This is a genomic window from Amycolatopsis vastitatis (assembly GCF_002234595.1).
Lineage (GTDB): Bacteria > Actinomycetota > Actinomycetes > Mycobacteriales > Pseudonocardiaceae > Amycolatopsis > Amycolatopsis vastitatis.
The window spans coordinates 19499-41729 of sequence record NZ_NMUL01000018.1; the positions used below are offsets into that span (position 1 = coordinate 19499).

Annotated in this window: 23 protein-coding genes and 4 tRNA genes; 8 read left to right on the top strand and 19 right to left on the bottom strand. The window is 69.8% G+C overall.

Annotation, left to right across the window (positions count from 1 at the left end; translation table 11 throughout):
• From CF165_RS20005 to rplJ, 5 genes are all read right to left on the bottom strand, one after another.
• Entirely contained in the window at positions 1 to 753 is a 753-nt protein-coding gene (locus CF165_RS20005) for an MlaE family ABC transporter permease (RefSeq protein ID WP_013222532.1), read from the bottom strand.
• A 38-nt stretch (positions 754 to 791) separates the two neighbouring features.
• Positions 792 to 1973: an ABC transporter ATP-binding protein gene (locus CF165_RS20010; RefSeq protein ID WP_093949060.1), complete on the bottom strand. Its 1182-nt coding sequence runs from the start codon at positions 1971 to 1973 to the stop codon at positions 792 to 794.
• Positions 1974 to 2260: 287 nt separating this feature from the next.
• A complete protein-coding gene (locus CF165_RS51250; RefSeq protein ID WP_158226800.1) occupies positions 2261 to 2398 on the bottom strand; it encodes a hypothetical protein in 138 nt (45 codons plus the stop codon).
• A 118-nt stretch (positions 2399 to 2516) separates the two neighbouring features.
• Positions 2517 to 2903 carry a 50S ribosomal protein L7/L12 gene (rplL, locus tag CF165_RS20015; protein WP_093949061.1) on the bottom strand — a complete coding sequence of 129 codons (387 nt, stop codon included), beginning with the start codon at positions 2901 to 2903 and terminating at the stop codon, positions 2517 to 2519.
• 49 nt (positions 2904 to 2952) lie between these two features.
• Positions 2953 to 3507, bottom strand: a complete 555-nt coding sequence (gene rplJ / locus CF165_RS20020) for a 50S ribosomal protein L10 (RefSeq protein WP_093949062.1) — start codon at positions 3505 to 3507, stop codon at positions 2953 to 2955.
• 313 nt (positions 3508 to 3820) lie between these two features.
• Here rplJ and CF165_RS20025 point away from each other — a divergent pair, with 313 nt between their 5' ends.
• The gene (locus CF165_RS20025; RefSeq protein WP_093949063.1) at positions 3821 to 4813 is read left to right on the top strand and encodes a hypothetical protein; all 993 of its coding nucleotides are present in this window, start codon (positions 3821 to 3823) and stop codon (positions 4811 to 4813) included.
• On the opposite strand, the gene CF165_RS20030 is transcribed toward CF165_RS20025, so the two are convergent.
• The 6 genes from CF165_RS20030 to CF165_RS20055 form a co-directional block, all read right to left on the bottom strand.
• Positions 4810 to 5583, bottom strand: a complete 774-nt coding sequence (locus tag CF165_RS20030; RefSeq protein ID WP_093949064.1) for an alpha/beta fold hydrolase — start codon at positions 5581 to 5583, stop codon at positions 4810 to 4812. The two genes, CF165_RS20025 and CF165_RS20030, sit on opposite strands and share 4 nt — an antisense overlap.
• A 70-nt stretch (positions 5584 to 5653) precedes the next feature.
• A complete protein-coding gene (rplA, locus tag CF165_RS20035) occupies positions 5654 to 6373 on the bottom strand; it encodes a 50S ribosomal protein L1 (RefSeq protein ID WP_093949065.1) in 720 nt (239 codons plus the stop codon).
• An 80-nt stretch (positions 6374 to 6453) separates the two neighbouring features.
• Positions 6454 to 6891, bottom strand: coding sequence for a 50S ribosomal protein L11 (gene rplK / locus CF165_RS20040; protein WP_043781763.1), 438 nt, complete (start codon positions 6889 to 6891; stop codon positions 6454 to 6456).
• 74 nt (positions 6892 to 6965) lie between these two features.
• Complete coding sequence (gene nusG, locus CF165_RS20045) at positions 6966 to 7793, bottom strand: transcription termination/antitermination protein NusG (protein ID WP_093949066.1); 828 nt, start codon at positions 7791 to 7793, stop codon at positions 6966 to 6968.
• 76 nt (positions 7794 to 7869) lie between these two features.
• Positions 7870 to 8310 carry a preprotein translocase subunit SecE gene (gene secE, locus CF165_RS20050; RefSeq protein WP_093949067.1) on the bottom strand — a complete coding sequence of 147 codons (441 nt, stop codon included), beginning with the start codon at positions 8308 to 8310 and terminating at the stop codon, positions 7870 to 7872.
• A 26-nt stretch (positions 8311 to 8336) separates the two neighbouring features.
• A tRNA-Trp gene (locus CF165_RS20055) sits at positions 8337 to 8409 on the bottom strand.
• Between the two features lie 206 nt (positions 8410 to 8615).
• Between CF165_RS20055 and CF165_RS20060 the strand changes: the two genes are divergently transcribed.
• Together CF165_RS20060 and CF165_RS20065 are read left to right on the top strand one after the other, a co-directional pair.
• A complete protein-coding gene (locus tag CF165_RS20060; RefSeq protein WP_093949068.1) occupies positions 8616 to 9542 on the top strand; it encodes a TIGR03619 family F420-dependent LLM class oxidoreductase in 927 nt (308 codons plus the stop codon).
• An 81-nt stretch (positions 9543 to 9623) separates the two neighbouring features.
• Positions 9624 to 10526, top strand: a complete 903-nt coding sequence (locus CF165_RS20065) for an SGNH/GDSL hydrolase family protein (protein ID WP_093949069.1) — start codon at positions 9624 to 9626, stop codon at positions 10524 to 10526.
• Positions 10527 to 10577: 51 nt separating this feature from the next.
• Here the strand turns inward: CF165_RS20065 and CF165_RS20070 are convergent, their stop codons facing one another.
• The 6 genes from CF165_RS20070 to CF165_RS20095 all read right to left on the bottom strand — a co-directional run bounded on the left by CF165_RS20070 (position 10578) and on the right by CF165_RS20095 (position 14640).
• Positions 10578 to 10976, bottom strand: a complete 399-nt coding sequence (locus tag CF165_RS20070; protein WP_167441520.1) for a MaoC family dehydratase — start codon at positions 10974 to 10976, stop codon at positions 10578 to 10580.
• Positions 10973 to 11422 (bottom strand): MaoC family dehydratase N-terminal domain-containing protein, encoded by a 450-nt coding sequence (locus tag CF165_RS20075; protein WP_093949071.1) that lies wholly within the window; start codon positions 11420 to 11422, stop codon positions 10973 to 10975. Before CF165_RS20075 ends, CF165_RS20070 begins: the two co-directional genes overlap by 4 nt.
• 81 nt (positions 11423 to 11503) lie before the next feature.
• Positions 11504 to 11668 carry a 50S ribosomal protein L33 gene (gene rpmG, locus CF165_RS20080; protein WP_005152047.1) on the bottom strand — a complete coding sequence of 55 codons (165 nt, stop codon included), beginning with the start codon at positions 11666 to 11668 and terminating at the stop codon, positions 11504 to 11506.
• Between the two features lie 50 nt (positions 11669 to 11718).
• Positions 11719 to 11791, bottom strand: a tRNA-Met gene (locus tag CF165_RS20085).
• A 50-nt stretch (positions 11792 to 11841) separates the two neighbouring features.
• Positions 11842 to 11914 (bottom strand) — tRNA-Thr (locus CF165_RS20090).
• An 80-nt stretch (positions 11915 to 11994) separates the two neighbouring features.
• Positions 11995 to 14640, bottom strand: a complete 2646-nt coding sequence (locus tag CF165_RS20095) for a putative bifunctional diguanylate cyclase/phosphodiesterase (RefSeq protein ID WP_093949072.1) — start codon at positions 14638 to 14640, stop codon at positions 11995 to 11997.
• A gap of 237 nt (positions 14641 to 14877) precedes the next feature.
• On the opposite strand from CF165_RS20095, the gene CF165_RS20100 reads away from it, so the two are divergent.
• The 4 genes from CF165_RS20100 (at position 14878) to lon (ending at position 20147) form a co-directional block, all read left to right on the top strand.
• Entirely contained in the window at positions 14878 to 15816 is a 939-nt protein-coding gene (locus CF165_RS20100) for a GNAT family N-acetyltransferase (RefSeq protein WP_093949073.1), read from the top strand.
• A 74-nt stretch (positions 15817 to 15890) separates the two neighbouring features.
• On the top strand, positions 15891 to 16745 hold the full coding sequence (locus CF165_RS20105) for an SAM-dependent methyltransferase (RefSeq protein ID WP_093949074.1): 855 nt from the start codon (positions 15891 to 15893) through the stop codon (positions 16743 to 16745).
• 44 nt (positions 16746 to 16789) lie between these two features.
• Entirely contained in the window at positions 16790 to 17644 is an 855-nt protein-coding gene (locus CF165_RS20110) for an SAM-dependent methyltransferase (protein WP_240521674.1), read from the top strand.
• A gap of 100 nt (positions 17645 to 17744) precedes the next feature.
• Positions 17745 to 20147: an endopeptidase La gene (gene lon, locus CF165_RS20115; protein WP_093949076.1), complete on the top strand. Its 2403-nt coding sequence runs from the start codon at positions 17745 to 17747 to the stop codon at positions 20145 to 20147.
• 67 nt (positions 20148 to 20214) lie between these two features.
• Here lon and CF165_RS20120 read toward each other — a convergent pair whose 3' ends face one another.
• Both CF165_RS20120 and CF165_RS20125 read right to left on the bottom strand, forming a co-directional pair.
• Positions 20215 to 21039 (bottom strand): class I SAM-dependent methyltransferase, encoded by an 825-nt coding sequence (locus tag CF165_RS20120; protein ID WP_093949077.1) that lies wholly within the window; start codon positions 21037 to 21039, stop codon positions 20215 to 20217.
• 468 nt (positions 21040 to 21507) lie between these two features.
• Positions 21508 to 21590, bottom strand: a tRNA-Tyr gene (locus CF165_RS20125).
• Between the two features lie 129 nt (positions 21591 to 21719).
• Here CF165_RS20125 and CF165_RS20130 point away from each other — a divergent pair.
• Positions 21720 to 22211 carry a YajQ family cyclic di-GMP-binding protein gene (locus CF165_RS20130; protein WP_093949078.1) on the top strand — a complete coding sequence of 164 codons (492 nt, stop codon included), beginning with the start codon at positions 21720 to 21722 and terminating at the stop codon, positions 22209 to 22211.
• The last annotated feature ends 20 nt before the right edge of the window (positions 22212 to 22231 follow it).

Sequence of the window (22231 nt, forward strand, 5' to 3'; positions counted from 1 at the left end):
CTAGTCCAGCTTTCCGGGCACGATCTGCAGGTAGATCAGGGTGATCACGAAGTTCACGACGAACAGCAGCAGGAACGTGATGACCACCGACTGGTTCACCGCGTCCCCGACGCCCTTCGGGCCGCCGGAGGGGTTGAGCCCCCGGTAGGACGCGACGACGGCGGCGATGAACCCGAAGATCAGCGCCTTGAGCTCACCGACCCACAGGTCGGGCAGCTGCGCGAGGGCCGAGAAGCTCGCCAGGTACGCACCCGGCGTCCCGCCCTGCAGCACGACGTTGAAGAAGTAACCACCCAGCACGCCGATGACGCTGACCATGCCGTTGAGCAGGAGCGCGACCAGCATCATGGCCAGGGTGCGCGGCACGATCAGCCGCTGGACCGCGGAGACGCCGAGGACCTCCATCGCGGCGATCTCTTCACGGATGGTCCGGGCGCCGATGTCGGCGCAGACGGCGGAGCCGCCCGCGCCCGCCACCAGCAGCGCGGTGACCAGCGGACTGGCCTGCTGCACGGTGGCGAGCACGGAGCCCGCGCCGGTGTAGGACTGCGCGCCCAGCTGGCGGGCGAGCGAACCGAACTGCAGCGAGATGACCGCGCCGAACGGGATGGCCACCAGGGCCGTCGGCAGGATGGTCACGCTCGCGATGAACCACGACTGCTGGATGAACTCCCGCAGCTGGAACGGGCGCTGGAACAGGCCGCGGACGATGTCCAGGCCGAGAGCGAACAGGTTCCCGGTCTCGCGGAGCATGCCGATCCCGGGGATCTTCGCCTGTGTTGCGGGAGAGCTCACCGGCCACCTGGCCCGTTGTCACGTGGTGGTGGCATCCGGTGCGTGCCGGGTCTCGGCGGCTGGCCGCCGCCCGGGATGCGCGCCACCTGGTCGGCGGGCAGCTGCCCGTGGTGCTGGTTCGGGACGCCGTCACCCTGCGGGCGCGCGCCGACCTGCTGCGGCTGCCCGCGGTGCGGCCGCACACCGTAGTGGCGCTGCTCCTCCGGGCTCAGCGACTCGATGATGCTCTCCTGCGCGGCCGGCGGCAGCCGGTGCATGATCTCCATGACCCGGTCCTTCCGGCGCACGGCACCCATCCGGGTCTGCACGCCCGGCGTCGTCTGCATCTGCGGCGGCACCCCGGTGATGTCCTCGACCCCGCCCGCGTGGTGGCCGGCGTCGAACATCGCCTGCTCGGCGGCCATCTGGGCGGAGTCCTTCTCCTCGGACATGCCGATCGGGCCCTGCATCTTGCCGTTGAGGAACTGCTTGACGACCGGCTCTTCGCTGGTCAGCAGCACCTCGCGGGGGCCGAACATGACCAGTTCCTTGCGGAAGAGCATGCCCAGGTTGTCCGGCACCGTGCGGGCCAGGTTGATGTTGTGGGTGACGATCAGGAACGTCGCGTCGATCTGCGCGTTGACGTCGAGGAACAGCTGCGAGATGTAGGTGGTGCGGACCGGGTCGAGGCCCGAGTCCGGCTCGTCGACCAGGATGATCTCGGGGTCGAGCACGAGGGCGCGGGCCAGGCCGGCGCGCTTGCGCATACCGCCGGAGATCTCGCCGGGGAGCTTCTTGTCGGCGCCGTTCAGACCGGTCATGTCGAGCTTTTCGAGGACGATCCGGCGGATTTCCGTCTCGGACTTCTTCGTGTGCTCGCGCAGCGGGAAGGCGACGTTGTCGTAGAGGTTCATCGAGCCGAACAGCGCGCCGTCCTGGAAGAGGACGCCGAAGAGCTTCCGGATCTCGTAGAGCTTGTGCTCGGAGCAGGTGACGATGTCGACACCGTTGATCACGCAGCGGCCGCGGTCGGGCTTGAGCAGCCCGATCATCGACTTGAGGAAGACCGACTTGCCGGTCCCTGACGGGCCGAGCATGGCCGACACTTCGCCCGGGGGGAGCGTCAACGTGACGTCCCGCCAGATGGTCTGCTTACCGAAGGACTTCGTCAGACCTTCGATGACCACCTCGGCACCCATCGCACCTCCAGGAGCTGTTCCGCGTCATTGCGCCCGCTGCCACACCCTGCCACCCACGCCGGCGGCGGATGTGGGCCGGTGGCGCCCACGAACCCGCGTCAACCAGGTGCAACGAGCTGAGTGCGAACAGGTTACTCACCAGTTTTCTTTTCTGGCCAGCCCCGGGCTCATCGTCACCCCGCCGTGATCGCCAATGGGCAGCACGGTAGCCCAAACGGGGCAACCGCGCAGAGTTCGCGAGCCCCGGACCCTCGTTTTAGGGACCCGGGGCTATTCGGACACCGGCCCTAGGGGATCACGGTGAAAGCGGCGACGACCAGGAGGAACAGGACGGGCGCGATCACGGCCGCAGCGGAGAGCGTCAGGAGGGGCTGGCGGCAGGTGAGCTGCTGCGCGAGGAGCTCGAGGTGATCGGGGTCGGTCATGGTCATCGAGTCGCGTCCGGGCCCGCGGGTGCAACACCCGGGCAAACGAAAGGGGCGGGCACCCTGGTGGATGCCCGCCCCTTCACGAGGTGGTGCGTAGGCGCTTGCGCGCCCGGGATCACTTGATGGTGATCTTGGCGCCCGCGGCCTCGAGCTTCTCCTTGGCGGCCTCGGCGGCCTCCTTGTCGACCTTCTCCAGGAGGGCCTTGGGAGCGGCCTCGACCAGCTCCTTGGCCTCCTTCAGGCCCAGGCCCGAGACGACCTCGCGGACGACCTTGATGACCTGGATCTTCTTGTCGCCGGCGCCCTCGAGGACGACGTCGAACTCGTCCTGCTCCTCGGGGGCCTCGGCAGCGGCACCGGCCGGACCGGCGGCGGCAACGGCGACCGGCGCGGCGGCGGTCACGTCGAAGACCTCTTCGAATTCCTTCACGAACTCGGACAGCTCGAGGAGGGTCAGCTCCTTGAAGGCGTCGATCAGCTCGGCGGTGCTCAGCTTCGCCATGATGGCTTCCTCTCAGAAAAACGAACTAGACGTTCGGGGTGGGGGGTGTTCAGCTCTCGGCGGGTGCTTCGGCTGCTTCGGTACCGGTGGCGTTGCGCTGCTTCTCCTCCAGCGCGGCAGCCAGGCGGGCGACCTGGGACGCCGGCGCCTGGAACAGCGCGGCAGCCTGGGACAGCTTCGCCTTGAACGCGCCCGCTGCCTTGGCGAGCAGGACCTCACGGCTGTCGAGATCGGCGATCCGGTTGATCTCGTCCACGGACAGCGCTTTGCCGTCCATGTAGCCGCCCTTGATCACAAGCGCGTTGTTGTCCTTCGCGAAATCGCGAAGCGCCTTGGCGGCGTCGACAGCTTCACCCTCGACGAAGGCGATGGCGGTCGCACCGACGAACAGGTCCTCGAGCCCCTGGACGCCGGCGTCCTCAGCGGCACGCTTGACGAGGGTGTTCTTCGCGACCCGGTACTTGGCACTGGTGCCGAGAGCGCGGCGCAGCTGGGACAGCTGGGACACGGAGAGGCCGGTGTACTGGGTAACGACGGTGGCCGAGCTGGTGCGGAAGCTCTCCGCGATCTCGGCGACGGCCGCCACCTTGTCGGGCTTCGCCATGGTCGCCTCCTCTCTTGGCTAGTGTTTCCACTGGCGTGCGAAGGAGACCCCCGAAACGACGAAACGCCCTCGCGCAAGCAGGCGCGGGGCGTCTTTCCGGCAAACATGCCGGAGCCTCGTTCCTCCTGCGCGGGCCGCCCGGCGTGATGCGGGACCTTCGCTCCCCGTGGGGACGGGGAAAACCAGCGGTCTTCGGTAGAACCGTCGTCAAGTGTACGTGACGGGTTTCGCGGGCCGTCGCCACCCCCCGCCCTGACCTGCGTTTAGGGCGGCTGGGGGTTCCCCGCGGCGGCGCGGAGGGCATCATGGTGACGTGGCGGAGCAGCGTGATGACGGAAAGCCGGGCTCGGACATCGAACCGGCGGGCTCGAACAAGCCCGCGGTGGGGAACGGACGGTCCAGCAATATCCCGACGCCTGGCCAGGGCTCTCCGGCACTTCCGCAGCCGGGCAACGCTTCCGTTCCGGCACTCCCGCAGCCGTCCGGCGGGTCCGCTCAGCCACCGGTGGACCCCGCGGAGCTGGAGCAGTTCCGCCAGTTCCAGCAGTTCCAGGACTACCTGCGCTTCACACAGGCGCAGCAAGGCAATCAGCCTGCGCCCCCCGCGAACGCGGGCGTGGTCCAGGCCCCGCCTTCGCAGCCGGTCCCCCAGCAGGACGGCCAGCCGCCGATGATCCCGCCGGGCTACCAGCTGGTCCCCACCGAACGCCGTCGCGCGCCGAAGTGGGTGACCTGGCTCGGCAAGAAGGTGCTCGCCTGGGTGCTGGCGATCGTCATCCTGGGCATCGCAGCCACGTGGCTCTACAACCACTTCTTCCCGAACGACTCGGGCAAGTCCTCGGCCCAACTGGCCCAAGAGGGCGGCGGGAAGTACCACACGAACCACGTGTTCTCGAAGAATCCCTACGAGGCAGTTCGCTTCGTTTACCAGGACATCGCCCAGGGCAGCGTCGACGACGCGTGCGGCCGGTTCGCCTACGACGCGGGCAAGGGCGTCGACATCCAGAGCAAGTTCGCCCAGGACCTCGGGCAGAACGACTGCCGCCAGGCTGTCCAGTCGGTCCACTCACAGGTACAGCCGAAGGACCGCAACGACTACGCCGAATCGGTGCCGTCGTACGTCTCCGAACCGCTGCCCGGCAACGTGGTGACGATCGATTCCTGCTCGTTCTCCATCATCGGCGGCCCCGCACTGGGGGTCTTCACGGTGTCCAAGGTCGAACTGGGCCAGTGGCTCATCACCGGCCATGCGCCCGGCCCGGCGAAGTGCAGCGGGACGCCCACCACGACCCCGACGAGCCGCTAGCGGGGGTGTGGGGCCGAGAGGAACGCGACCAGGGCCTCCGAGAACGCCGGTGACATCACCGCCGTCATGTGGTCGCCCGGGATGCGGACCAGGCGGGCTCCCGCGATGGCCGCGGCCAGGCGTTCCGGCTCCGCCGCCAGCTGGTCCTGGTCGCCCGCCAGGACCAGGGTCGGGACGCCGATCGCCGACAGGTTCAGGTGGCCCTCCCGGGACGCCAGCGCCACCGCTGCCAGCGCCCGGCGATCGCCGCCCACCGCGTCGGCCAGCAACCGGAACGGCACTCCCGACGGCGGCACCAACGTGGGATCCTCGGCCAACAGCGCCGAAGCGATGTCGACCGGTTTCAGCACGCGCAGGTCCACGCCGCCGAAGTCGACGATGCCCGAGCCCACGCCGCCCGTGGCCAGGGAGCGGATGCGCTTGTCCGTCGCCGCCGCCGTCAGCGCGATGATCGCGCCCATCGAGTAGCCGACCAGGGAGACCTCGTCCAGGCCCAGCTCGTCCAGCAGGGCTGAGACGTCCCGCGCCATGCTGTCGTCGGCGTAGCGGGACTCGTCGTGCGGCTTTTCGGAACGGCCGTGGCCGCGCGCGTCCAGCGAAATCACCGTGAAGCCCGCCTTGCGCAACGCCGCGACGACGCCCGTGGAGATCCAGTTCGCGTTCGTGTCGGCGGCGAAGCCGTGCTGCAGCAGGACCGGGCGGTGGGCGCCGTCGCCCTCCCACACCGTGTAACTCAACCGGAGCCCGTCGAACGACGCGAAAGTCGGCATGACCTCCATAAGACACGAAGAAAGGGCGCCCCCGCAGCAAACGGGGACGCCCTTTCTGGTGACGTCTAACTCAGACAGCCGCTTCGTCCGAGAGGAGGTTGCGGGTCCGCAGCGGGTCGACCGGGATGCCCGGGCCCATCGTGGTGGTGAAGGTGACCTTCTTCAGGTAACGGCCCTTCGCCGACGACGGCTTGGCGCGGAGGATCTCGTCCAGCGCGGCCGCGTAGTTCTCGACCAGCTTCTCCGTGTCGAAGGAAGCCTTGCCGATCACCAGGTGCAGGTTGGCCTGCTTGTCGACGCGGAAGTTGATCTTACCGCCCTTGATGTCCTTCACGGCCTTCTCGACCGCGGGGGTCACCGTGCCGGTCTTCGGGTTCGGCATCAGGCCACGCGGGCCGAGGATGCGGGCGATGCGGCCCACCTTGGCCATCTGGTCCGGCGTCGCGATCGCGGCGTCGAAGTCGAGCCAGCCACCCTGGATGCGCTCGATCAGTTCGTCGGTGCCGACCGCGTCCGCGCCGGCGGCTTCGGCCTCGGCGGCCTTGTCGCCGACGGCGAAGACGATGACGCGGGCGGTCTTACCGGTGCCGTGCGGCAGGTTCACGGTGCCGCGGACCATCTGGTCGGCCTTGCGGGGGTCCACACCGAGACGCATCGCGACCTCGACGGTCGCGTCCATCTTGGTCTTGGAGGTCTCCTTCGCCAGCTTCGCGGCCTCGAGCGGCGCGTACAGGCGCGCCTTGTCGATCAGCTCCGCAGCCTGGCGGTAAGCCTTGCTGTGCTTGGTCATGCTTCTGTCCTTAACTTCGAAAACGGATCAGTGTGGTAGGAGCCAGCACTTGGCTCTCCCACGGGTAAAGCTGCAGAACGTCAGGCGTCGACGACCGTGATGCCCATCGACCGAGCAGTGCCGGCGATGATCTTCGCGGCCTGGTCGATGTCGTGCGCGTTGAGGTCGGTCTCCTTGGTCTTGGCGATCTCGCGGACCTGGTCCCAGGTGACCTTGGCGACCTTGGTCTTGTGCGGCTCGCCGGAGCCCTTCTCCACGCCCGCGGCCTTCAGCAGCAGCTTCGCGGCCGGCGGCGTCTTCAGCTTGAAGTCGAACGACCGGTCCTCGTACACGGAGATCTCGACCGGGACGACGTCCCCGCGCTGCGACTCGGTCGCGGCGTTGTAGGCCTTGCAGAACTCCATGATGTTGACGCCGTGCTGACCCAGCGCGGGGCCGACCGGCGGCGCGGGGTTGGCCGCACCCGCCTTGATCTGCAGCTTGATGATCGCCGCAAGCTTCTTCTTCTTGGGTGGCATTTCTTTTCCTGTCCTGTACTACGTTCCCCGCGTACCTGCCGTGGACACGGGGACTGCGGCCGAACGGGCGGCCGTCAGATCTTGGAGACCTGGTTGAACGACAGCTCGACCGGGGTCTCCCGGCCGAAGATCGACACCAGGACCTTCAGCTTCTGCCCGTCGACGTTGACCTCGGAGATCGTCGCCGGCAGCGTCGCGAACGGGCCGTCCATGACCGTGACCGACTCGCCGATCTCGAAGTCGACCTCGACGGCCGGGCCGCCGAGCGGGGCCGCGGTCGCGGTGGACTCGCCCTTGCCGCCCTTCGCGGGGGCTTCGCTCTGGACCTTCGGGGCGAGGAACTTCAGCACCTCGTCCACGGTCAGCGGCGACGGCCGCGAGGTGGCGCCGACGAACCCGGTGACACCCGGCGTGTTGCGCACCGCGCTCCACGAGGCGTCGTTCAGGTCCATCCGGACCAGGATGTAGCCGGGCAGCACCTTGCGCTGCACCTGCTTGCGCTGGCCGTTCTTGATCTCGGTGACCTCTTCGGTCGGGACCTCGATCTGGAAGATGTAGTCCTCGACGTCCAGGGTCTGGGTCCGGGTCTCGAGGTTGGTCTTCACCTTGTTCTCGTACCCGGCGTAGGAGTGCACGACGTACCACTCGCCGGGCGCGGCGAGCAGCTCCGCGCGCAGCTTGGCGATCGGGTCCTCGTCGTCCGCGGCGGGCTCGGCTGCGTCGTCGCCGTCCTCGTCGGCGGAAGCAGCGGCGTCGACGGACGCGTCGTCGTCGACCTCGGAGTCCGACACCTCGACGGGCTCGAGGTGCGCGGATTCCTCGTCACCGAGTGCCACGTGCACCTGCTCGTCGGAAAGCTCGGTCAGGTCGTGACCGGCTGATGTGCCGTTTTCGGAGGTCACGTTCCGTCCTCTCAGTTGATCATTGCCGGGGCCAGGCCGGGACCTGAGCCCCATCGGCGCCGCACCGCGAGGCGCGTCAGCCGAAGATCTTGCCGATGCCCCACTTGAATGCCAGGTCGAGCACGCTCACCAAGCCCACCATGAACACCACGAAGGCGAGCACGACCAGGGTGTAGGTGAACATCTGCTTGCGGTTCGGCCAGATGACCTTGCGCAGTTCGGCCCAGACCTCGCGGATGAAGCGCACCAGCCGCGCGAACACGGAAGCCTTCTTCGGCTTCCGGTCCCGCTTCGGAGTCGGAGCGCCCTTCGCGTCCGGGGCGGTCTTCTCCCCCGACTTCCCGGCCGGACGGGTCTTGTCGTCCGCACGTGCCGCGGACTTCCCCGCCGGACGAGCGGTCGCACGGCGCTCACGCCGGGCAGCGGCTGTGACGGGACGGGACGGGCTCTCGGGCTTCTGCCCGGCGCCATCCTGCTCCTGCTCGCCGCCGCTGGCGTCGCTGTCGCTCACGACCACTCCTCCGCTCCACCAGTTCCGTTACGCAGGGGTGACAGGACTTGAACCTGCAACCTGCGGTTTTGGAGACCGCTGCTCTGCCAATTGAGCTACACCCCTGTGGAGCCCCGATCGCTCGGAGCCCCGGAGGACGCATTCCATCATCCCCACCATCCAGGCGGGGATGACCGTAGTGCGTTCCAAGTCCCGAAGTCTACGGCAAGCCTCGCGAGAGCTCGCAACCGCGCCCCCCGATCGACCGCCGTACCCCGGTCGGCCTGCGGGAAACTCCCCGCCGGCCACCTGATCATGCCAGGATGTCCGCCATGACGACCACCCCGGGACCGGTGAGCGGGCTGCGGCTCGGGCTGGCGCTGCCCCAGTACGGCGCCCTCGCCGATCCCGCCGCCGTCGCGCGCTTCGCGACCGCCGCGGAGGACCTCGGCTTCGCCTCGCTCTGGGTGGGCGACCGGATCCTCGCGCCGCGGGAGCCCTCGGACCTCTACCCGGGCGGCGGGACCCCGGAACGCCCGTACCCGAAGGAGTTCGAGACCTTCGCCGACCCGTTCACGACGCTGGCGGCCGCGGCCGCCGTGACCCGCACGGCCCGCCTGGGCATGAGCGCCCTGACCGGGCCGGTCTATTCCCCCGTGCTGCTCGCCAGGGCGCTGACCTCGCTCGATCTCGCCAGCTCGGGACGGCTCGACGTCGGGTTCGGCCTCGGCTGGCTGCGCGAGGAGTACTTCGCCACCGGGGTCCCGTGGGAGGGCCGGGGCAAGCGGCTCGAGGAGCTGCTCGACGCGCTCGACGCGCTGTGGACCGGCGACCCGGCGGAGCACCAGGGCCCGCAGTGGCGGATCGCGCCGTCGACGGTGGGCCTGCGCCCGGCGCAGGAGCCGCGGCCGCCGGTGCTGCTCGGCGGGTTCTCGCCGGCGGCGCTGGCCAGGGTGGGACGCCGCGCGGACGGCTGGCTGGCGGGCTGGATGCCGAAGCAGTACCTCGCCGGGCTCTGGTCGGTCGCGGTGGACGCGGCCGAGAAGGCCGGGCGCGACCCGGGTGCGTTGCGCCGGGTCCTGCGGATCAACCCGAGGGAGGGCACCGGCGTCGAGACGGTCGCCGACGTCCCGCCGTGCCTGGACGTCGCCCGCGAAGAGGGCATCACCGAAGTGCTCGTCGACCTCCACTACGTCGCCAAGGACGTCGATCACGCCCTCGAACTCGCCGGGGAGCTCCTCGCGTCGGCCCGGATGTGACGCAACTCTCGTTCGACGCCGATCGCGGATCACCCGGATTGGCTAGGTCGGCGGCGCGGCAGGTTCGGTAGAAACGAAGAAGTGGCGAAGAAGAGCGGTGGCGGCTGCCTGGTGGTCGTGCTCGTGGTCGGGGTACTGGCCTTCGGGTACTACAAGTGGCAGCACGGCTCGTCGTCGGCGCCACCGGAGGGCGCGGACACCGGCGGCGGCACCGGCCGCTACGTCGCGCTCGGCGACTCGTACACGTCGGCGCCGCGGACCGGGCGGCAGGCGGGCACCCCCGCGGGCTGCGAACGCTCGGACGACAACTACCCGCACCTCGTCTCGGCGAAGCTGAAGCCGGCCCAGTTCGCCGACGTCAGCTGCGGCGGCGCGACCACCGCGCACCTGACCGCCGCGCAGAAGACCGGGAACGGCACCAACCCACCGCAGCTGGACGCCGTCACCGCCGAGACGACGCTGGTGACACTCGGCATCGGCGGCAACGACGCCGGCTTCTTCTCGTACGCGTCGTCCTGCGCGACGTCGCACCCGGAGACGTCGCCGTGCAAGGACCGCCTGACCGCGGGCGGGCACGACCAGCTGGCCGAGCGGATCGACGCGACCGCGCCGAAGATCGGCGCCGTCCTCGACCGGATCCACAAGAAGGCCCCGAAAGCGAAGGTGGTCGTCGTCGGCTATCCCACGGTGCTGCCCGACGGCGACGGCTGCTGGCCCTCCCTGCCGTTCGGCGCCGGCGACATCGCGTACTTCCGCGAGGCGCTCGGCAAGCTGAACAAGATGCTGGAGGACCAGGCGGACGCCCACCGCGCGGGCTACGCCGACACGGCGACGCCCGGCAAGGGCCACGACGTCTGCTCCGCCTCCGACAAGCGGTGGGTGGAGGGCGTGCTGCCGGCTTCGCCCGCCGCGCCGCTGCACCCGAACGCGCGCGGCGAGCAAGGCATGGCCGACGCCGTGCTGGCGGTCCTGAAGCTGCCTTAGCGGGCGATCACCGGGCGGGCGGGGCGCCGCCACAGCGCCCCGCCGGGGCTGTCAGCGGCGGACCAGGGTCTGAGGCTTTCCGAGCACCGTCTTGCCGTCGAACTTCACCACGAGGTCGATGCGGGCGATGCCGTCGTCCTTGACGTCGGCGACCTTGCCGGTGATCTCCACCAGCGCACCTTCGGGCGTGTTCGGCACCACCACCGGGCGCGTGAAGCGGGCGCTGAAGTCGACCAGCCGTGCCGGGTCGCCGAGCCAGTCGGTGACGATGCGGCCGGCCACCGCCATGGTGAGCATGCCGTGCGCGATGACGTCGGGCAGGCCGACGTCCTTCGCGAACGCCTCGTTCCAGTGGATGGGGTTGAAGTCCAGCGCCGCGCCGGCGTAGCGCACGAGCTGCTCGCGCGTGATCCGGACCTCGAGGGCGGGCAGTTCGTCGCCGGTGTTCACGCGCTCTCCCCTCGGACCACCAGCTGCGCACGGGTGGTGCAGACCTTCTGGCCGGCGGCGTCGGTGATGTCCGCGCGCAGGTTGATGAAGTCGTTGCCGGCGCGGGCCATGATGTTGTCGATGTGGGTGGTCACCTCGAGCACGTCGCCGGCGAACACCGGGCGCGTGTAGGTGAAGCCCTGGTCGCCGTGCACCATCCGCGAGTAGTTGAGGCCGAGCTCGGGGTCGGTGACGATCGCGTTGATCGAGGCGAGGTTGATGATCGTGAGGAAGGTCGGCGGGGCGATCACGTCCGGGTGGCCGGCTTCGCGGGCCGCCTCCGGGTCGCGGTAGAGCGGGTTGGTGTCGCCGATCGCGTCGGCGAACTCCCGGATCTTCTCCCGGCTCACTTCGTAGCTGGTCTGCGGCGGATAGCTCCGCCCGGTGAACGACTGGTCCAAGGGCACGGCGACGAGGCTACCAACAGCGAAAAGCCGCCCTGGTGATCCAGGGCGGCTCTTCGAAGCTGGTGTGAACGCGCTACGTCGTCAGCGAGTTTCCTTGTGCGTCCGGTGCGTACCGCAGTTCGGGCAGAACTTCTTCATCTCCAGGCGATCCGGGTTGTTGCGCCGGTTCTTCTTGGTGATGTAGTTGCGGTGCTTGCACTCTTCGCACGCCAGCGTGATCTTGGGTCGCACGTCGGTGGCAGCCACAGCGTTTCCTTCTCTCTCAGGTCCCGGGGGCCAGCCCCGTCGTTACCGCGTAGCGGTGGCCGGACTTGAACCGGCGACACAGCGATTATGAGCCGCTTGCTCTGCCAACTGAGCTACACCGCCCTTACATGACCCAAGCCGCGACACGCAGGCGTGACGCGGCTGAGGTCGTGAGCCCCTTTACGGAATCGAACCGTAGACCTTCTCCTTACCATGGAGACGCTCTGCCGACTGAGCTAAAGGGGCCTGGCCTCTCGCGAGGACTTGGAAAGATTACCAACCCCCGTCACCCAGCCGTGCAACTGGGGTCCCGAAACCGCAAAACCTCAGGTCAGCAGGGTCAGGACGGTCTCCGAGTGGCGTCCCGGCGAGCGTGCCGTGCGGGCCTGCAGCCACGCCTCCAGGCGGTCCTCCGGCAGCGGCCGCGAGATCAGGTAGCCCTGGGCGACGTCACAGCCCATCGCCTCGAGCTGGTCGCGGGCCACGTCCTCCTCGACGCCTTCGGCGACCACCGTCAGGCCGAGCGAGTGGCCCAGCTCGACGATCGAGCGGACCACGGCGAGGTCGCCGAGGTCGGTGCCCATGCCGAGGACGAAGCTCTTGTCGATCTTGACCTGGTCGACCGGCAGCTGCCGCAGGTACGCCAGCGACGAATAGCCCGTCCCGAAGTCGTCCACGGCGAGGGTGATGCCCAGCGAGTGCAGCTCGCGCAGGATCGGCAGCGCCTTCTGCGGGTCGGACATCACGCCGGACTCGGTCAGCTCGAACGTCAGCAGCTCCGGCGGGATGCCGACGCGCTCCAGCTCGCGGGCCACCTTGTTCGGGAAGTCCTCGTCGGCGAGGTTGCGCACCGACAGGTTGACCGCCACCGAGATCCGCAGGCCCTCGTCGAGCCACTTGCGGCAGCGCTTCAGCGCCTCGCCGAGCACGAACGACGTCAGGACGCCGATCAGGCCCGCCGCTTCGATGGCCGGGACGAACTCGTCCGGGCCGAGCCTGCCGAACTCCGGGTGCACCCAGCGGACGAGCGCCTCGACGCCCTGCACCTGCCGGTTCGGCAGGGTGATCTTCGGCTGGTAGTGCACGCTGACCTGGCCGTCTTCGAGGGACTGCCGGAACTGCGTCACCATCTGGAAGCGGCGCAGGAAGATCTGGCCCATGCTCGGCACGTAGCCGCGGACCTCTTCGCCGCCCTTCGTCGCGCGGACGGCGACGTCGGCGCGCTGCAGCAGGCCTTCGACGTCGACGACATCGCCGGGTTCGTCCGTGGACGTCGTCGCGTAGCCGATCATCGCGTTCGCCTCGACCGAGAGCCGGTCGACCGGGTACGGCGCGGAGAGCTCCTGGCGCAGCCGTTCGGCCGCGTGGTGGGCGTCCTCCGGCGGGCAGCCGACGAGCAGCGCCGCGAAGGACGCGCCTTCGAGGCGGGCGAGCGGGACGTCGGGGCCGAGCGCGTCGCGGATGCGGCGGCCGGCGGCGACGACCATCCGGTCGGCCCAGGCGTAGCCGAGCGCGTCGCTGACCGTGGAGAAGACGTCGAGGTCGATCCGCAGCACCACGGCGTTGGCGAAGTCCCGCAGCGGCTCCTTCGCCACCTGGCGGAAGCCCTGCCGGTTGAGATGCCCGGTGAGCGGGTCGTGGTAGGCGTCGTGGCGCAGCGTCGCCACCAGGCGCCGGTTGTCCAGCGACGTCGCGAGGTGGCTGGCCATCGTGCCGAGCAGCTGGACGTCGTACTTGCCGAAGCCGCGCCAGCGGGACAGCCGGTCGTGCGCCTCGACCACGCCGAGCAGCCGGTTCGCGCTGCGCAGCGGGACGACGAGCGCCTCCTGGGCGCCGCGGTCGAGCAGCGCCGCGCGGACGTCGGGGTTGGCCTCGGTGATCCGGAAGTGCCGGACGTGCGCGCCGGGCAGCCGCAGCAGCGGGTCGTCGGCGCCGGGATCGGCGGGCGGCAGGTCGTCGCCCGCGACGACGACCCGCATGGTGTCCTTCTGCTCCAGCCGCAGCCGCAGCACGACGCGGCCCGCGGCGAGCTGGTCCTTGATGCGCTCGGCGATCGTCGCCCACTCGCGGACGTCGACCCCGCCGACGAGCTCGTCGGCGCCGCTGGCCGGGCGCGCCGCGGCCTGCTGGCCGGAGCGGGCCACCATCAGGCTGACGTCCGAGAGCGCCTCCATGTCCCGCTGCTCGCGCAGCAGGTCGGAGTACGCCCAGTACAGCGCGGTGAGGCCGAGGAAGACGGCGAGCACCAGCGGCCACGCCTTGGGCGTGGTCGAGATGACGAGGTACCCGGAGAGGCCGACGGACGCGTTGACGAAGCCGACGACGAGGATCCGCCCGGTGAGCCGGACGGCGGTGCTCACGCGCATCCGGCGCCGCAGGACGCGAACCGCGGCCAGCGCGAGCAGCGTGCTCACCAGCGGCGCGGTCAAGGTGCCCGCGAGCGCCGCGAGCCACGGGATCCGGTCACCGGGGCCGGCGAGGTACTTCACCAGCCCCGCGACCGCGAACGCGCCGGTGATTTCGAGCAGGAAGGCGCCCGCGTTGTAGAGGACGCGGCCGGCGACCTTCCGCGCCAGCAGCGTGCCGATGCCGGCGATCAGGTGCGCGGCCAGCACGACCTCGAACGGCGCGATGAAGAACCCGATGACGAGCGGGATCTCGGTGAAGGAGATCGTCCAGGAGATGCCGCTGCGGACGTCGACGTTGATGCCGAGCTGCTCGGCGAGCAGGAAGGCGACGGCGAGCACCGGCCCGATCCACAGCAGCTTGCTGTCCCAGTGGAACGGCAGCCACGAGCCGACGGCGAACGCGGCGACGAGCCCGATGCTCAGGACGGTGAAGGTGTACGCGCGGAACCGGCGTTCGTCGGTGCGGGCTTCGGCGGAGGCGGGCTGCGGTGGTGTCCCGGAAGCGGCTCCCGGCCCGGGCTGCGCCTGCGCGACGGCGTCGCCGTGGGCGTTGGTGTCCGGCATCCGACCTTCCCTCCCGGCTTGTCCACCGGTGCTGATCCGTGACTTCGGGTGTGGACAAGGGCCATACCGTACCCCGGAGGGCGTACCCGTGTCCCTTTCGAGACAGTAGGAGATCACCCCAGGGTTAACAATGCCTCGAACGCGCTGACCTGCGTGGACCACGGGGTGAAACATCGGGCAGGAGAAGCTCCAGCGGTTCCCTGCACACGGACGACCGGGTAGCGCTTCAATGGCCCCATGCACAGCGATGTGATTGCCACCGAACACGCGGCGCGGCTCGCGGCGGTGGACTCCCTCCTCCCCGGTTCTTCCCCCTTCGAGGCGGCCGAAAACGCCGTGGTGCTGGAGGTGGCGGCCGGCGACTCGGCCGCGTCCGGCCTCGCCTCGCGCATCCAGGTCGACCAGGATGCCCCGAACGCGCCGTGGCGGGCGCTGACCGAGCACCGGCTCGACCTCCAGCTGGCCGGCCCGCACCCGGCGGCCGCCCTCGACGCACTCCTCACTCGATGGGATGAACATCTGCGCGCGGTCGCCGAGCGCGGCGACACGGAGACCGCGGCGATCGTCCCGCGCGCCAGCCGGGACGCGGCCGGCACGCGGGAAATGCTGCACCACGGCTTCGCGCCGCTGCGCGTGATCGCGGTCCGCCCCGCCGAGCGGATGGTCCCGGCGGGTCCGCGCGGCACGCCCGGTGTCAAGATTCGCCGCGCCGAGCCCGGCGACCTCGAAACCGTCGTCTCCCTCGGGCTCGAGCTGCACTCGTTCGACGCCCAGTACGGCACGGTCAACCTGCGGCAGGGCGTCGAGGACATCATGGCCAAGGACCTGGCCGAACAGCTGAACCGCCCGGAACCGCCGCTGTGGATCGCCGAGCTGTACGGCCGTCCGCTCGGCATGGTGAACGTCCAGCACCCGGGCGAGACGGGGTGGATCAGCGACCGCGTGTCGGCGGACCGCGTCGGCTACCTGTCGTCACTGGCCGTCGCGAAGGAGGCACGGTCCTCCGGCGTCGGTACTGCGCTGGCCACGCACGCCCACCACGTCCTGGACGAGGAAGGCGCCGACGTCGTCCTGCTGCACCACGCGGCGGCGAACCCGCTGTCGACGCCGTTCTGGTACGCGCAGGGCTACCGCCCGCTGTGGACGTACTGGCAGCGTCGACCAGCCGTTCGGTGAACCTCTGGAGGATTACCCTCGGTGCCCGGTCCTTATAGGCTGACTCCCGAACCGCGAGGGATGGGGAGCCTGAAGTGACCGAGCAGCGGGACGCCGCGCCGAGAGCGCCCGAAGGCGTCGACACCGAGAAGCCGTCCGCGGCCCGGATCTACGACTGGTACCTGGGCGGTACGCAGAACTGGGCCGTGGACCGCGAGTTCGGCAGGCGCATGGAGCAGCAGTGGCCGCTGGTGCGGCCCGGCTCGAGGCAGAACCGCGAGTTCATGAACCGCGCGGTGCGCGCGGCGCTGCGGGCCGGCATCCGGCAGTTCATCGACCTCGGCTCGGGGGTCCCGACGGCCGGGAACGTGCACGAGGTCGTCGAGGCCGAGCTGCCGGACGAGCACGACGCGAAGGTCGTCTACGTCGACTACGAGCCGGTCGCCGTCGCCCACGCGACGCTGATCCTCGAAGAAGGCATGGCGACCGACTGGGCCGGCATCGTCCAGGCCGACATGCGGGACGCGAAGGCCGTGCTGCGCGCCGAAGAGACGAAGCGGCTCATCGACTTCTCGCAGCCGGTCTGCCTGATCATGGCGGCGGTGCTGCACTTCGTCGGGCCGGACGACGACCCCGAAGGCCTGCTGGCGGCGTACCGGAACGCGCTCGCGCCGGGCAGCTGGCTGGCGATCTCGCAGATGAGCGAGGGCGACGGCGACGGCCCGTACCTGGAGGGGCTGCGCTGGTTCGTCGAGCAGTACCGGAAGACGAGCAACCCGGTGTGGCTGCGCGACCGCGAGGAGATCGAGCCGCTGTTCGGCGACTGGACCGTGCTGGAGCCGGGCGTCGTGCACCTGCCGGACTGGCGGCCCGACCGGAAGATCAACGCCCTGGAGGCGGAGGCCCGCCCGTTCGCGTGGTGCGCCGTCGCGGAGAAACCGGGCGCATGAGTCCGAGGAAGACAGCGCGCGAAGCGCCTCCGTTGAGGGCGGCGGTGGGGGCATGGGAGGAGGCCCCGATCGCGCCCGCCGGGGTCGACACGGAGAAGCCGTCCGCGGCGCGCGTCTACGACTGGTACCTGGGCGGAACGCACCACTGGGCGGTCGACCGCGAGTTCGGCCGCCGAGTCGAGAAGCTGTGGCCGCTGATCCGGCCGATCTCGCGGCAGAACCGGGCGTTCATGAACCGGGTCGTCTCGGCGGCGATGGACGCCGGCATCCGGCAGTTCGTCGACCTCGGCTCCGGCGTCCCGACGGCGGGGAACGTGCACGAGATCGTCCGCGAGCGGCTGCCCGCCGGTGAACGGGCTTCGGTGGTCTACGTCGACTACGAGCCGGTGGCGGCGGCGCACTCGCGGCTGATCCTGGAGCGCGAAGGCGCGTCGAGCTGGGCCGGGCTCGTCGAGCGGGACATCCGGCGCCCGGAGGAGATCTTCACCGACGACCTCACGCGGGAGCTGATCGACTGGTCGAGGCCGGTGTGCCTGCTGATGATCACGGTCATGCACTTCATCGGGCCGTCCGACGAGCCGGACGAGCTGATGGCGACGTACCGCTCCCGCCTGGCGCCGGGCAGCTGGCTCGCGCTGACGCACGGCACGTGCCGCGACGACGCCCCGCCGGACCGCGCGGCGGAGGTCCGCCGGTTCATCGAGGCCTACCAGGACACGTCGAACCCGGCGTGGCTGCGCTCGGCCGAGGAGCTGCTGCCCTGGTTCGGCGGCTGGCCGCTGCTCCCACCGGGGATGACGTCGTTGCCGGACTGGCGTCCCGAAACCCCGCCGACGCCGATCGACACCGAGACGCGTCCCTTCGCCTGGTGCGCCGTCGCGCGTCGGCCAGGGCTCTGACCTGCGCTTTCCTTGATCGCTGTGGGCGAACGCACTCCGGGAAACAAACATGCCCATCGGAGAGTTGAGCTAGGCAGACTCAACTACACGAGGAGTGCACATGTCCGACACCCGCCTCCTGCCCGTGCTCCCGCTCGATGACGACGTCGTGCTGCCGGGCATGGTCGTCCCGCTCGACCTGACCGACGCCGAGACGCGGGCCGCGGTGGAGTCCGCCCAGGCCAAGACGCCCAGTCAGGCGTCCTTCCCCGGCATCCGCTCTTCCGCGGCCACCAAGGCCGAAGTCCTGATCGTCCCGCGCGTCCACGGCGAATACGCCGGGTTCGGCACCGTCGCCACGGTCGAGCGCATCGGCCGCGTCCCCGGCGGCAAGGCCGCCGTCCTGCTGCGCGGCACGGGCCGCGCGCTCGTCGGGCGGATCGCCGACGGCCCCGGCGCCGCCCGCTGGGTGCACGCCGAGGACGCCCCCGAGACCACGAACGACCAGACCGCCAAGCTCGCGGCCGAGTACAAGGCCGTCGTCATCTCGATCCTCCAGCAGCGCGGCGGCTGGCAGCTGATCGACGCCGTCCAGCAGGTCGAAGAGCCGTCGGCGATCGCCGACATGTCCGGCAACGCGCCGTACCTCGACACCGAGCAGAAGCTGGCGCTGCTGTCCACTTTGGACGTCAGCGTGCGCCTGGAGAAGGCGCTCGAGTGGAGCAAGGAATACCTCGCCGAGGTCGAGGTGACCGACACGATCCGCAAGGACGTCGCCGAGGGCATGGAGAAGCAGCAGAAGGAGTTCCTGCTGCGCCGCCAGCTCGAGGCCATCCGCAAGGAGCTCGGCGAGCTCGACGGCACCGCGCAGGACGACGACTACCGCGCCCGCGTCGAAGCCGCCGAACTGCCCGAGCACGTCAAGAAGGCCGCACTGTCCGAAGTGGACAAGCTGGACCGCACGTCCGAGCAGTCCCCCGAAGGCGGCTGGATCCGCACGTGGCTGGACACCGTCCTGGAGCTGCCCTGGAACGAGCGCACCGAGGACGTCTACGACATCGCCGCGGCGCGGGCCGTGCTGGACGCCGACCACGCCGGCCTCGACGACGTCAAGGAACGCATCATCGAGTACCTGGCCGTGCGCAAGCGTCGCGCGGAATCGGGCCTCGGCCCGGTCGGCGGCCGCCGTTCCGGCGCGGTGCTCGCCCTCGCGGGTCCTCCCGGGGTCGGCAAGACGTCGCTCGGTGAGTCCGTCGCGAAGGCCATGGGCCGCAAGTTCGTCCGGGTCGCCCTCGGCGGCATCCGCGACGAGGCGGAGATCCGCGGCCACCGCCGCACGTACGTCGGCGCGCTGCCCGGCCGGATCGTCCGTGCCATCAAGGAAGCCGGCTCGATGAACCCGGTCGTGCTGCTCGACGAGATCGACAAGGTGGGCGCCGATTACCGCGGCGACCCGACCGCGGCGCTGCTCGAAGTGCTGGACCCGGAACAGAACCACACGTTCCGCGACCACTACCTCGAGGTCGAGCTGGACCTGTCCGACGTCGTGTTCCTGGCCACGGCCAACGCCCTGGAGACCATCCCCGGCCCGCTGCTGGACCGCATGGAGCTCGTCACGCTGGACGGCTACACCGAGCACGAGAAGGTCACCATCGCCCGCGACCACCTGCTCCCGCGTGAGCTGGAGCGGGCCGGGCTGGCCGCTTCGGACGTCGTGTTGACGGACGCCGCGTTCAGCCGGATCGCCGCCGAGTACACCCGCGAGGCGGGCGTGCGCGACGCGAACCGGACGATCGCGAAGGTGCTGCGGAAGATCGCGACGAAGGTCGCGCTCGACGAAGTTTCGCTGCCGCTGACCGTCGACGCTCTTGATCTGGACGCCTACCTGGGCCGCCCGCGGCACATCCCGGAGTCGTCGCTGCCGGCGTCGACGCAGCGCACGGCGACCCCGGGCGTGGCGACCGGCCTGGCGGTGACGGGTGCCGGCGGTGACGTCCTCTACATCGAGGCGTCGCTGGCGGACCAGGAGTCCGGCGCGTCCGGGCTGCAGCTGACCGGTCAGCTCGGCGACGTGATGAAGGAGTCGGTGCAGATCGCGCTGTCCTACCTGCGTTCGCACGGCGCCGAGCTGGAGCTGCCGGTGGGCGACCTGAAGAACCGGGGCATCCACGTCCACGTCCCGGCGGGCGCGGTCCCGAAGGACGGGCCGTCGGCGGGTGTCACGATGACGACGGCGCTGGCGTCGCTGCTCTCCGGCCGCGTGGTCCGCGCGGACGTCGCGATGACCGGCGAGGTGTCCCTGACCGGCCGCGTGCTGCCGATCGGCGGCGTCAAGCAGAAGCTGCTGGCCGCGCACCGCGCGGGGATGAAGACGGTGATCATCCCGCAGCGCAACGAGCCGGACCTGGACGACGTGCCCGCCGAGGTGCGCGCCCAGCTGGACGTCCACGCGGTGGCGAACGTCCGCGAGGTCCTGGACCTCGCCCTGACCCCGGCTTCGACGCCGGTTTCCCAGGCGGCGTAACCCCGAGCGCCGCCACCTGGAGAACGGCCGGTTTCCTTCCCCGGAGGAGACCGGCCGTTCTTCGCGTTCAAAGCCGCCGGGCGGCGATCAGGTACCCGGTGCCGAGCCAGCGCTTCGCCCCGCGGGCGATGGTCGTCTCCGGGTGCGCGCGCCACGAGCGGTCCCAGCGGCGGACCAGGCGGTCGAACGGCGGCACCGTCGCGGTGACGTCGTAGGCGATGATCTCTTCCGGCTGCAGGCCCGCGCGCCACAGGAGCTCCCGCAGGCGCCGCGGGGTCAGCGCGACGATCCCGGTGCGGCGGGCACCGTGCCGTCTCGACGGCGGGACACCGACGGCGCGTTCCAGTGCGCCGAGGGTCCGGCGGGCGGGCCAGAAGACGCCCCATTCGAAGAGCCGGTACGGGCTCTTGGGGTTCAGCATCGTCGCCACGACGAGCCCGCCGGGCCGGGTGACGCGGGCGACTTCGTGCAGGGCCAGTGCGGCGTCGGTGTACTCGAGGACCCCCATGGCGAGGACGACGTCGAACTGCCGGTCGGTGAACGGCATCTCCTGGATGTCGCCGACGGAAAGCCGCACCTCGGTGCCGGTGCGCGCCGCGACGGCGTCGATCATGGCCGGGGACTGGTCGCAGGCGGTGATGCGGAAGTCGCCGGGCCGGGTGTCGAGCAGGTGGCGCACCATCATCCCGGGTCCGCAGCCGACGTCGAGCAGGTCGCCGCCGGGGCAGCCGTCGAGGATCTGGTCGATGGCGTGGCGCCGCGAATGGTGGTAGCGCGCGGTGGGTCCCCATCCGGCGTGGTCTTCGGCGTAGCCGGCGACGAGCGCGGGCTCGGCGTACTGCACGCGGACGAGTTCCTCACGAACGGGTCGCATGGTCGCGGTAGTGGACATGTGCTCCTCCAACGGCTCGGTGAATTCCCCGGAAGCCCGGCACCCCGAACTGGGGTCGAGTCGCTCAAGAAGCCTGTTACGCCAAATCAGGTACGTTTCACAAATAAGGTCGAAAGGCCGAACGAACATACCCCCAAACAGCCGACGAACATCCACCCCACCCCCACGACCAGCCCAAACAGCACCCAACCGAACCAATGAATCGACCACAAAACGCGGAACCATCACCAACAGAAGAAAATCGCAAAATTATCCGCACCCGACCGCGAAATACCTACGCCAATCGAGGGACACCAAAATCCCAACACCCACACGGAAACAGGTACCAACCCGACAAAGGCGACCACGGCCGGGGGTCCAGGGGGCGGAGCGCCCCTGGCGGGGGTTTGGGGGTTCGACCCCCAAAGGACACGACGGAGAGAGCCCCGTCTGCGTATTCAGCAGACAGGGCTCTCCCACGAACGAAGGTGGCGGGTGAGGGATTCGAACCCCCGTAGGCGTAAGCCAACTGGTTTACAGCCAGTCCCCTTTGGCCACTCGGGTAACCCGCCCAGGCCGGTCTGACCGGCCGACGTGAAGCTTACCCAAGGCCCCTGAGCGGGGGTCAACCGGGATACCCATCCCCCGGTGGGGGCTAGGCTGGGTGGCCCCTGACTAGCGAGTACGAGGTGTGAGGACACGTGGCGGATCCCTCTTTCGACGTCGTGAGCAAGGTCGACCGCCAGGAGGTGGACAACGCGCTGAACCAGGCGAGCAAGGAGCTCGGGACGCGGTTCGACTTCCGCGGCACGGGCACGACGATCAGCTGGGCCGGTGAGGAGGCGATCACGATCGAGTCCGAAACCGAGGAGCGTGCGCTGGCCGCGGTCGAGGTGTTCAAGGAGAAGCTGATCAAGCGCAGCATCTCGTTGAAGGCTTTCGAAGCCGGCGAGCCCGCGTTGTCGGGCAAGATCTACAAGATCTCGGGCAAGATCCTTCAGGGCATCGCTTCGGACAAGGCGAAGCAGATCGCCAAGTTCATCCGCGACGAGGGCCCCAAGGGCGTCCAGGCCCAGATCCAGGGTGACCAGCTGCGCGTTTCGGGCAAGAAGAAGGACCAGCTGCAGGAGGTCATCGCCCTGCTGAAGGGCAAGGACTTCGAGATCGCGTTGCAGTTCACCAACTACCGGTGACGCCGCCGCGGGCACCCGGG

Excerpts from the sequence above, each read along its gene's own strand:
- CF165_RS20005 (WP_013222532.1), bottom strand. The coding sequence starts at position 753 with ATGCTCCGCGAGACCGGGAACCTGTTCGCTCTCGGCCTGGACATCGTC.
- CF165_RS20010 (WP_093949060.1), bottom strand. The coding sequence starts at position 1,973 with ATGGGTGCCGAGGTGGTCATCGAAGGTCTGACGAAGTCCTTCGGTAAG.
- CF165_RS51250 (WP_158226800.1), bottom strand. The coding sequence starts at position 2,398 with ATGACCGACCCCGATCACCTCGAGCTCCTCGCGCAGCAGCTCACCTGC.
- rplL (WP_093949061.1), bottom strand. The coding sequence starts at position 2,903 with ATGGCGAAGCTGAGCACCGCCGAGCTGATCGACGCCTTCAAGGAGCTG.
- rplJ (WP_093949062.1), bottom strand. The coding sequence starts at position 3,507 with ATGGCGAAGCCCGACAAGGTGGCGGCCGTCGCCGAGATCGCGGAGAGC.
- CF165_RS20030 (WP_093949064.1), bottom strand. The coding sequence starts at position 5,583 with ATGCCGACTTTCGCGTCGTTCGACGGGCTCCGGTTGAGTTACACGGTG.
- rplA (WP_093949065.1), bottom strand. The coding sequence starts at position 6,373 with ATGACCAAGCACAGCAAGGCTTACCGCCAGGCTGCGGAGCTGATCGAC.
- rplK (WP_043781763.1), bottom strand. The coding sequence starts at position 6,891 with ATGCCACCCAAGAAGAAGAAGCTTGCGGCGATCATCAAGCTGCAGATC.
- CF165_RS20060 (WP_093949068.1), top strand. The coding sequence starts at position 8,616 with ATGACGACCACCCCGGGACCGGTGAGCGGGCTGCGGCTCGGGCTGGCG.
- CF165_RS20095 (WP_093949072.1), bottom strand. The coding sequence starts at position 14,640 with ATGCCGGACACCAACGCCCACGGCGACGCCGTCGCGCAGGCGCAGCCC.
- CF165_RS20100 (WP_093949073.1), top strand. The coding sequence starts at position 14,878 with ATGCACAGCGATGTGATTGCCACCGAACACGCGGCGCGGCTCGCGGCG.
- lon (WP_093949076.1), top strand. The coding sequence starts at position 17,745 with ATGTCCGACACCCGCCTCCTGCCCGTGCTCCCGCTCGATGACGACGTC.
- CF165_RS20120 (WP_093949077.1), bottom strand. The coding sequence starts at position 21,039 with ATGTCCACTACCGCGACCATGCGACCCGTTCGTGAGGAACTCGTCCGC.